Genomic DNA, 9,974 nt, shown 5'->3' with positions numbered 1-9,974 from the left:
TGGAAGAATGAACACGATCATTTTTTTATCCGTACGTTGTCAAGCGGATTTGAACTGGCCGGTTCAAAACTAGGTCATAGTCTCAACTTTTTGGTTTTGTGCATTTTCCTTCTCTTTGACCTTTATTTTTTTTTTCAATTTACGGTTTTCCAAAATCTTTTTATAATACCTATAAGAAATAGGAACCGAATGTCATGGCACACCATCCTCTTTGGGGAAACAAGTCCTGTCTTCGGGTTTTGAATCTCTATAGGATGATACTGGGTGTCATTGGTACAGTTGAAATCCGGCCTGAAAATGGGTCTTCATCTTGGAAGCTTTACTTTGTCGATCTTAGAGTCTATCGATATGCGCTTTGATCGTTGTGAGCAATGTTTCAAACTCTGGCTGTCCCTTGTAATATAGCGAAGCGGTGCCGATATATCTCTTTTTATAGGCTTCCCTTGTTTGTGGGTCGTTCAGTAGAAATGCCTCGTTCTCTGCGATGGGGATTTCTTGGTCCGCTTTGGGGAAGCGTTCCATTTTGTGTGCGGTGTAGGCCTCTGTTCCGATGAAATCCTGTACGTCTTTTTTGGCCAATAGGCAATGTACATCATAGTACTGGCGCATCATATTGGGCCGTGGTTCGGCACCACCTTGTTCTTGTCTGTGTTTTGTGGCTATGGTCTGTAGTTTTTCGACCAATGTATAACCTGGGTGATAGCAGGCTATGTCGATGGCCCTGTTGTCGATGATGGTCAGGTCGGGATTGCTGATCGCCCTGTCATAGGCCCATGAGCTGATTGTAATTGGTGCGTTGGGGGCAACGGTGTCAAATCCGGCTTCCAGCAATATGCCTTCTTTCATGCCCTCCACATGGCCGGTCTTGGATTCATAGTGGAGGCGGATACCCCCGCTTCGGTAATAGGCTTCGTCATCAAAGGCCGTATCCCTTTCAACGGTAACGATCCCATCGATATGGATATGGCCCGCAAGCCAATCATAGAATTCTTTTCGGGATTGGACGCTCTTGGGCTTGGTGTTCTTGGGGTTTTCGTTGACCTCCATATCTACTGGGGGCTTGATATGGATGTCGATGTCCTCAGAAAAACGGTCTATTATCCCATAGCCCTTGGATAGAGAGGTACCTCCTTTGAGCTCAAAGTCCAGACCTTGTCCCTTGAGCCCGTGGAGTACGTGCATGATCCAGTAATCTTTCTCGATCAACTGTACTTGGATGCCGGTCTCTTGTTCCACGATGCGCAACAGATCGGCAAAGTCGGGATGGTCATGGAGATATTTGGTGGGCATGCTGCTGTTGTTCTGTTAGTTGACCACGGGACCGAGGACCCGTTTTGCCCTCACCCCGCCGTAGGCCTTGACCGCTTGTCCGAGCTTTTTCACATCCATTTCCCGTGCCCTGTCATCAACATTGGCCAATACTTCCTTGGGGTCTTCCGCCAACCCCTCTAGGTTGTTCACCAAATCGACCAATAAAAATTCAGGGGTCAATTTTTTGGGGAAACGGGGCTTGGTGTGAAAGTAGAATGTCCTGCCACCCAGTTCAAAGACGCCGTGGCGCTTGTGGTTGTACACGACCCGTTTGTTGTAAAGCTGTGTGGTCCCCACCCCAAGGGTGTTGTAGGCATTGGGGGATGTAAGGAGAAACGCATCATCCTTGAGGAAGCTGCGCACTAAGGCTGCTTCGTCCGGTGGGGCATACCCAAATGCGGTTTCCTTTGGGTAATAATATAGTCCGTGCGAAAGCTTTTGAAGGGTTCCTTCCTTTACAAGCTCGCCGAGATGACGATCCACCGCATGGGACCATTGCTCAAGGTCGGCCCTGCGATATACCGCTCCCCGTCTGAGATGTTTCTTCAATTCCCTTAATTTGCCCATATCCTTTGGATTTATAGGGTATATGATTGCAAATAATATACCAATTTGCAAGTATTTTCATTTATAATTCATGCAAATATACGAATAAATTCCTTACATAGAGTACTTTGCGAATTTTAAGGGCTATTATATCCTTTTCTATGTGACATGGGTGGTAATGCCTAACACCGCTGGATTAGATTGAGCATCCGTCCTTAAAAACGATAAACTGATTTTCAGAATAATATATCTAAATATTGATGACTTAAATTTTCCGTTTTTAGGGGTCCCGACCATCCGGCTGATGCGGTCATTTCACATCATCCGATTTCCTGCTATATGTATGTAATATGTCTGGAATCCCTCATGATTATCCTTTGCCATTTCTCAAGTTCCGTCCCTCCACAACTTGAGTGCATCAGATTGTTTGGATCGTCATGATGTTGCTTCCAATACAGGTAATTGGCATGACCGAGTTCATGGGCAAGACAACCGGGATTTCCAGCCTCAATGGTTACATAATCGGAAAACAGTCCTAACGAGCATCCTCGTTTTCCCTTGATGTCCCTTACCGCAAAAACCACAATGGGGGCAGCAAAGCCCAAAAGACGGCGTCCAACTCCGTCAAAGCAATAGGTGTTGGCAATCAGTTCAAAATTGCTGCCCGTGGCAAGTACATCATCTGTCCATGCACCTATATCGCATTCCACATCTAGGTTTCTTTTCCGTAGTGCGCCTGGAATTACCGTATGGATATCCTCAACGATGAGTCTGACGTTGGCCGCGTCCCTCCACACATCTATGGCGTCATCAATGGTTGGCTGGAGGTTTGCAGGGGTGGTAAGCTCCCTTCCGTTTTCATCTCTTAGGATGATGATGCAGATACGCATTTTCTTTCGGATATCAAGCCCGAATAGGTCGAGAACCACACCGACCAATCCAACTACCCGCCACACTATTTCGATAATCAAGTTCCATAGCTGTTTGATCAACCTGCCAATGACTGGAATCATCAAGATTATGCTTATAATGCTTGCGATCATGTCAATGATAAGATTGACCGTCCAACAAACCACACGGAGCACCCATTTACCCACCGTAATGAGAATGAAGGTAACCACGGCCACCAAAACAATTTCAATCCAGCAGAACCATTTGTTGCAGCAAAGGCACCATTTTTTGCACCTTCGGCGTTTGCATTTCTCCACACGTTCTTCCCGCCATTCCGTTACCGGTTTTTCAATTTCTTCTTCTACCCATTCGTGGAACTCGTCACATAGTTGAGCCATGGTTTTCAGTTTTTAAGGTTGATTTAAATGCCTCTGTACGCTCCAGTTGATCAAGGATATTTCCAAGTTTGATATGACTGAGCAGAAGGCCCGCTATCTTGGCCAATGCACTTGCCAAGATTGATATTCCAAGGGCCCATAAAAGGAATTTCCATTGGAATGGGTACAAAATCGAGAGAATCGTCACACTGCTGAAAAAGGGGAGTATTAGGCCAATGGAACCCCACTTGCAACCGCACTCATTGAAAAGGTCAAGGACTTTGTCCTCTATTGCTCTTTTCTGTATTGGGTTCAGACCAAGCTCAATGGTTACCTCTTCAACATAGGGTCTGTTGAAAAGCTTATTGAGCCTTTTTGCGTTCTGGATATCCTGTGTCTTTTTTAGTAGCAGTTTCATTATCAGTAGAATATGATAATTGGCTATACTAATAGTAGGAAATTACTTCCAAATCTTAAATGGATTTTGTATGGATTGCATGTGGGACTGTTTTTTTGGCTTGAAGTTCAGGGTATGTGCTTCCCAAAGGACACATTAATCAATGGTAACCAACACTTATAAGGCTTGAATTTGTGCTGCAAGGAATACCTGAAAACTCTTTCAAGGAAGTCTTGCACGATTGGTTCTCTGCTAAGACTGGTGCTTGTGGACCTTTGAAAGGTGTCCTTAGCTCCATTTTTCCATTGGGGTCAACCTATCCGTTCCATCAAGTGCATCAAAATATCCTCGCTCATAAAGTCAAGGTCGTACTTGGGTGCCCATCCCCAATCCTTGGAGGCCGGTGCATCGTAGACTGCCCGGGGCCAGCCTTCGGCTATCGCTTGCCTTTGGTCCGGTTCATAAACCACTTTGAAGTCTGGACAGAACCGTTGGATGCTCAACTCGATCTCTTTGGGGGTGACGCTCATCCCTTGGAGGTTATAGCCTGAACGTACCCGTATCCGCTCTCTGGGTGCCTTCATGAGTTGTAGGGCGGCTTTGATGGCATCAGGCATATAGAGCATGGGCAAGCGGATGTCGGGGGCCAGATAGCAGGTATAGGACTCGCCCTTTACAGCTCGGTGGTAGAAGTCCACGGCGTAGTCCGTGGTGCCTCCCCCTGGTAGGGAGCGATGGCCGATAAGTCCTGGATAGCGGAGACAGCGCACGTCCAATCCGTAGCGCTCGTAGTAGTATTGGCACCAGAGTTCCCCAGCGGCCTTGGCGATGCCGTAAACGGTCCCGGCATCCCGCATTCCATGTTGTGGGGTGTTTTCAAGAGGGCTATGTTTTCCAAAGACGGCAATGGAGGAGGGCCAAAAGACCCGTTCGACCTTCATTTTTTTGGATACTTCCAAGACCTGTAACAACCCGTCCAAGTTTACTTGCCAGGTGGCCATGGGGTGCTTTTCCCCGTGGGCGGACAGTATGGCGGCCAGATGATAGATGTGCTTGATGTTGTAGTGTTGTACGATGGTCTCCATGTGCTCTGTGGCAAAGACGTTCAGGGGCTCGAAGGGGCATTGCTTGAAATATCGGGCCTTTGTGCGGTCGATATCGGAGGCCACTACCCTGTCCTCTCCGAATACGGCCGTCAGGGTGCGGACCAGTTCCTGTCCCAATTGCCCTCCTGCCCCTATCACCAATATGCGCTGTTTGTCCTTTAACATTGGGGGGTGTTTAGGTGAAGTTGACCTTCAAATCAGGTAAAAATGGGCTCTCGAACCAGTCTTTGATTGGTATTTTTATTTGGTCCACTGGGTTTTTGGGGATATGGCCGTCCTTGGTCTTTTTATAGTCTTTGGCCCATCCATGGCCTTTTTGGGCGATAAGCCGAATGGCGTGGCAGACCTGAGCCACCTCTTTATCGGTCTGGGTGGGATGGAAGGAGATCCGGACCCACCCGGGCCTGTCGAGGCTGCAGCCCAGTCGGCTCTTTTTCTGGATTTTCTCGGAAGCACTGGGATCGATGTCCATCAGATAGTGTCCATAGGTGCCCGCACAGGAACAGCCGCCGCGGGCCTGTATGCCGAAACGGTCACTTAGCACTCGGGTCACAAGATCGTAATGGAGCCCTTGGATGGTAAAGGAGAAGATGGAAAGGCGGTATTTGTGCCCGGATGCGAGTATCCTTAGCCCTTCAATTTTTTCCAAGTATGTGAATACCTGTTCATTGATCTCTTGTTCACGCTGGCGTATATGGGTGGTACCCATGGCCTCTTTCAGCTTGATGACCATTGCCGTGCGGATGGTCTGTAGAAATCCCGGGGTGCCCCCGTCCTCCCGCTCTTCGATATCGGGTTTATAGCTGTGGTTTCCCCAGGGGTCGGTAAAAGTGACCGTGCCCCCTCCGGGAATGTCCGGGACTTTTTTATGGTATAGTTTTTTGTTGAAGATCAAAATGCCCGAGCTTCCCGGGCCGCCCAAAAATTTATGGGGGGAGAAGGTGATGGCGTCCAGCGCATGGTTCTCGGAGGGATGCATATCGATGTCCACATAGGGGGCCGAGGCCGCAAAGTCCACAAAACAGAGCCCTCCATGGGCATGGGCCATTCCCGCGATCGTATGGTAGGGGGTCTCCACCCCGGTGACGTTGGAACAGGCCGTGATCGATACGATAATGGGTCGTCCCTCAAATTCCCCGAGATAACGTCCGAGGGTCCTTAGGTCCATTTCGCTATCATTGGTCTGGGGTATCAGCACGACGTCGCAGATGGTCTCCAGCCAACTGGTATGGTTGCTGTGGTGCTCCATTTGGCTGATAAATACAACGGGGCGCTTACCTGGGTCGAGTTTTGGGCGTTCCCCATGGTGTTCGGGAACCACCAGTCCCATGAGCCGCTGGAGCTTGGCCAAGGCCCCTGTCATACCTGTTCCGCAGGGTATGAGCACATCGTCGTCGCTGGCGTTCACATGTGCCTTGATCTGTCGTTTGGCCTCTTTGTAGGCCAGGGTCATGGTCGCACCGCAGAGGGAGGCTTCCGTGTGGGTATTGGCCACATAGGGGTGGATCTTGTAGAGGAGGGTCTCTTCGATGGGCCAGTACATGCGGCCACTGGCGGTCCAATCCGCATAAATCATGGCAGTCCTCCCGTTATGGGTGTCCACTTTCAGGGCTCCTCCGATGATGTTCCGCCGAAATGGCTCAAAATACTGTTCGAGGGTCCTTGTGGACAGGGTTCTTTCTTGCTGCTGTCGTTTTATGTCATCTAGATGCCCTTTCGTACTATCAGAGCGATTCAATGTGTTTGGTTGCATGGTTTCTCCTTGGTTTGGTTTTTTGGTCGTGGTATGCCTGCCGATGGGGCAGCGTGTACTGTTGCCAGATTGTACGGATCAGAGCGTTGTCGCTTTCAAAAAAGGCCTGCCCTTGAGCAGGCCCTTCAACTCACTAAATCAAGCTAAAAATGAAAGCTTTCGGTTCCGTTGTCCATGGGCAGTGGTGACCTGTTCCATACATGTCCTAAATGACAGGTCCCTTGCCGGACATTGCAAGGTCTTTGACCTTTTTATCCTTGTACGTTCATATCATCGTTCACTGTTTTATTCGTTCCGTCCATCACTGGGGCCGTGCCCTTTTTACTTTTGGACTTTTCAGTAGGCGGGCCTATCCACTTCTGCTTTCGATAGGCCCTGACCCTACATGAAAGGAATGCCTTTTAAATCAAACTAAACTAACTCAACCCTTCCCGATCCTGATCACAGGCGGCATTCCATGGGAATGGGCCATCTTCTTTTCCGCCTTGGGCGGTATATTCTCCTTGGACCTATTCGGGCCGTTTCTTTGCTTCACTTCGCTTGTGGGGGCGTTGTGATTTGGGCTCCCTGGGCATCGAGCTCCACCAAGGGCAGTCCCAGGGCCCTTAGGCTGTCCCCGTACCGTGCCATGTCGCCGACAACCAGAATGATCATACCATCGGGACGGATGTACCGCTGGGCCAAGCTGTCCAGCTCCCTTTCCGTTATGGACTGGAGCAGTTGACGTTGTTCTTCTTTGTAGCCGGCATCCAGATCATAGGTGATGATCTTGTTCAGGAAACCGGCCTTTTGTCCGAGGGTCTCATACTCCAGGGCTTCTCTCCTGCCCATGGCCGCTTGGGTGAACTGTAGTTCATCGGGGGCTGGGCCTTCCTTTTGAAAGGTTTTTAGTTCATTGAGGAATTCCCGGACGGCATCTGCGGTGTGCTCTGCCTTTACGCTCGCACTTGCTGTAAAAACTCCGGTCGAACGGTCACTGCTGAACCGTGAACCTGCCCCGTAGGTATAGCCCTTGTCCTCCCGGAGGTTCAGGTTGATACGGCTGTTGAAGGCCCCGCCCAAGGGGTAGTTCAACAGGGTGGCCTTATAGTAATCGCCGGTCGGGTCATAGCGAAGGTCGGTCGGGTGACCCATTCGGATCTCGGACTGTGGTGCCCCAGGCTTGTCCCTGACATAGATGGTGGTCTGGCCCACTGTGGGCAGTTCGGGTATGTCCACTTTGGACACACCTTTGGGGGCCCAGTCCTTGAGGAACTGGAGCATCGGTTTGATCTCTTTTTCCTTGATGTTGCCCACCACGACGAGTTCGGCATGGTCGGGGGCATAGTAGTTTTTGTAATGGGCTTGGACGTCTTCCAGGCTGATGGCTTCCAGGGTCTCGGGCAACCCACTGCTGGGCGGTGCCAGGACATGGTCCTTTCCGTACAACAATTGGCCAAAGGCCGAACTTGCCATGCCGCGTGGTTGCTGCTGGCTGGCCTTGGCACTTTCGATGGCCTGTTTCTTCAACCGCTCGAAATCCGATGCTGAGAAAGCGGGGTGGAAGAGCTTTTCTTGTAGGAGGGACAATGTCGGTCCCAGGTTTTTGGTGAGGCTCCATAGCGAAACCACCGTGGCTTGGTCGCCTGAGGAGATGGAGATGGAGCTTCCCAGCTTTTCCAGTTCCGCTGCCATATCGGAGGCACTGTGGTCTTCAGTTGATTCGTTCAAAAGGGCGGCCGTCAGGCTGCCCAGCCCCACTTTGTCAGCGGGGTCGTACAATTGCCCGCCATGGAGTTCCAGACGGATGGTCACCGCCGGGATCTCATCGGTATCGGTGCCGATCAGTTCGATGCCGTTGCTCCACTGGCCTTCCCAAAATTCGGGCACCTGTATTGACGGTGCCTCACCGACGGGCGGTAGTGCACTTCGGTCAAAATCGTCCTGTACCGTCCGGGTTTCCACTGGGGTCCCATTGGTTGGTGTTTGTGCCGTGTCACCTTGTTCCAAAACAAAGTTGTCGGGTCTCGCGGGTTGGGCATCGGCCTGGGCCAGAATGCTCATCACCACAGCTGGCCTGTCCTTGATATACTCGTTGAACACGCGTACCACGTCTGCTTTGGTGATGTCACGGTAGCGCTTTAGCTCCTTTTGCAACTGATTGGGGTTCCCTAGAAAAGTCTCAAAGGCCGCCAGTTGGGATACCTTTCCGGAGACCTTGCCCAGACTCTGGACCACACCGGCCTCGTATTGGGTCTTGAAGGTCTCCAGTTGCTCCTCGGTGATGCTTTCGACATCAAAGGCGTTAAGGGCCGAATCCATCTCGTCCTTCAGCTCGGTCAGGGACGTGCCCGGATAGGGCAGCAGGAAGATGTTGAACTCCCCGGCCAGTTCGCTGCAGGGATGTGGGGTGCTCGCCTGCACTGCTTTTTGTGTTTCGACAAAGGTCTTGTAGAGGTAGCTTGTCTTCCCTTGTCCCAAAATCTTGGAAAGGGCGTCCAGTGCCGGTTCGTCTCTGTGGTACCTTGGTACGGTAGGGAAGGCATGTACCAGTGCCGGGAACCGGATGTTCCTGTCATGATAGGACACATAGCGGTCTTCCTCCAGCACTACAGGATCTGCCTGCATGGGCTCCACTTCCGGTCCTTTGGAAATGGGGCCGAAATACTTCTCGGCCAGGGCCACCACTTGTTCTGGATCCACATCCCCGCCCACACTAAGGGTCGCATTGTTGGGTCCGTACCAGCGAAGGAAGAAGTTCTTGAGATCGTCAAGATTCGCCCGGTCCAGGTCTTCCAGCCTTCCGATGGTGAGCCATGAATAGGGATGGCCTTGGGGGTAGAGCGTTTCCGCCATGAGTTCATAATGGGGTCCATAGGGCCTGTTGTCGTAGTTCTGTCCCTTTTCGTTCTTGACCGTGGCGCGCTGTACCTCGAATTTCTCCTGGGTCACCGCTTCGAGCAAAAAGCCCATCCGGTCGGCCTCGAGCCAGAGCATGCGCTCCAATTGGTCGGAGGGAACGGTCTCGTAGTAATTGGTGCGGTCCCGGTTGGTGGTCCCGTTGAGGGTGCCCCCTGCTTCACTGACGATCTTGAAATGTTGCTCGTCCGCTACGTGGCCTGATCCTTGGAACATCATGTGCTCAAAGAAATGGGCAAAGCCGGAGCGTCCCAACTCCTCCCGGGCGGAGCCGACATGGTAGGTGACGTCCACATGGACCAAGGGGTCCGAGTGGTCTTCATGGACGATGACCGTCAGTCCATTGGACAGTTGGTATTTCTGATAGGGTATAAGGGCACTGTCGTCCTTGGTGGTGTCCTCCACCAATCGGGTCTGTTGCCCGCAGGCCTGGGTCAAAAGGAGCGCTACTAAAAGTATTGCATATTGTGCCAGTGTCTGCGCTTTGATGGTTTTCCGTCTGTTCAATGTCTTTCTAAATTTCAAATCAGTTCGTTTTGTTTGTTGTGGTCTGGGACTGTTGTGTTCATTGTCAAACTAGGGACCTCCTCCTCCCCCTCTTTTTGGCCCAATGGACCGCTATTACCCCTTAAGAGGGGAATTCGGAGTTTTTACTTGCACAATGACATATCTTGTTGGTCCTTTTTGATCAATTA

7 protein-coding genes are annotated in these 9,974 nt (G+C 50.9%); all 7 read right to left on the bottom strand.

The window, feature by feature from the left end:
- Nucleotides 1-333: 333 nt before the first annotated feature.
- Nucleotides 334-1,290, bottom strand: a complete 957-nt coding sequence (locus tag DN53_RS16170; RefSeq protein ID WP_129655963.1) for a nucleotidyl transferase AbiEii/AbiGii toxin family protein — start codon at nucleotides 1,288-1,290, stop codon at nucleotides 334-336.
- Between the two features lie 15 nt (nucleotides 1,291-1,305).
- Nucleotides 1,306-1,878 carry a hypothetical protein gene (locus DN53_RS16165; RefSeq protein WP_129655962.1) on the bottom strand — a complete coding sequence of 191 codons (573 nt, stop codon included), beginning with the start codon at nucleotides 1,876-1,878 and terminating at the stop codon, nucleotides 1,306-1,308.
- 314 nt (nucleotides 1,879-2,192) lie between these two features.
- Nucleotides 2,193-3,146 carry a hypothetical protein gene (locus DN53_RS16160; protein ID WP_129655961.1) on the bottom strand — a complete coding sequence of 318 codons (954 nt, stop codon included), beginning with the start codon at nucleotides 3,144-3,146 and terminating at the stop codon, nucleotides 2,193-2,195.
- Nucleotides 3,130-3,543 (bottom strand): hypothetical protein, encoded by a 414-nt coding sequence (locus DN53_RS16155; RefSeq protein WP_129655960.1) that lies wholly within the window; start codon nucleotides 3,541-3,543, stop codon nucleotides 3,130-3,132. Before DN53_RS16155 ends, DN53_RS16160 begins: the two co-directional genes overlap by 17 nt.
- 290 nt (nucleotides 3,544-3,833) lie before the next feature.
- The gene (locus DN53_RS16150) at nucleotides 3,834-4,793 is read right to left on the bottom strand and encodes an NAD-dependent epimerase/dehydratase family protein (RefSeq protein ID WP_129655959.1); all 960 of its coding nucleotides are present in this window, start codon (nucleotides 4,791-4,793) and stop codon (nucleotides 3,834-3,836) included.
- A gap of 10 nt (nucleotides 4,794-4,803) precedes the next feature.
- Nucleotides 4,804-6,381: an aminotransferase class V-fold PLP-dependent enzyme gene (locus DN53_RS16145; RefSeq protein ID WP_129655958.1), complete on the bottom strand. Its 1,578-nt coding sequence runs from the start codon at nucleotides 6,379-6,381 to the stop codon at nucleotides 4,804-4,806.
- 531 nt (nucleotides 6,382-6,912) lie between these two features.
- On the bottom strand, nucleotides 6,913-9,804 hold the full coding sequence (locus tag DN53_RS16140) for a M16 family metallopeptidase (protein ID WP_207211134.1): 2,892 nt from the start codon (nucleotides 9,802-9,804) through the stop codon (nucleotides 6,913-6,915).
- Nucleotides 9,805-9,974 lie beyond the last annotated feature (170 nt).

This window comes from Flagellimonas olearia (assembly GCF_004150225.1).
GTDB lineage: Bacteria > Bacteroidota > Bacteroidia > Flavobacteriales > Flavobacteriaceae > Flagellimonas > Flagellimonas olearia.
This window is presented reverse-complemented; position numbering and strand designations above follow the sequence as displayed.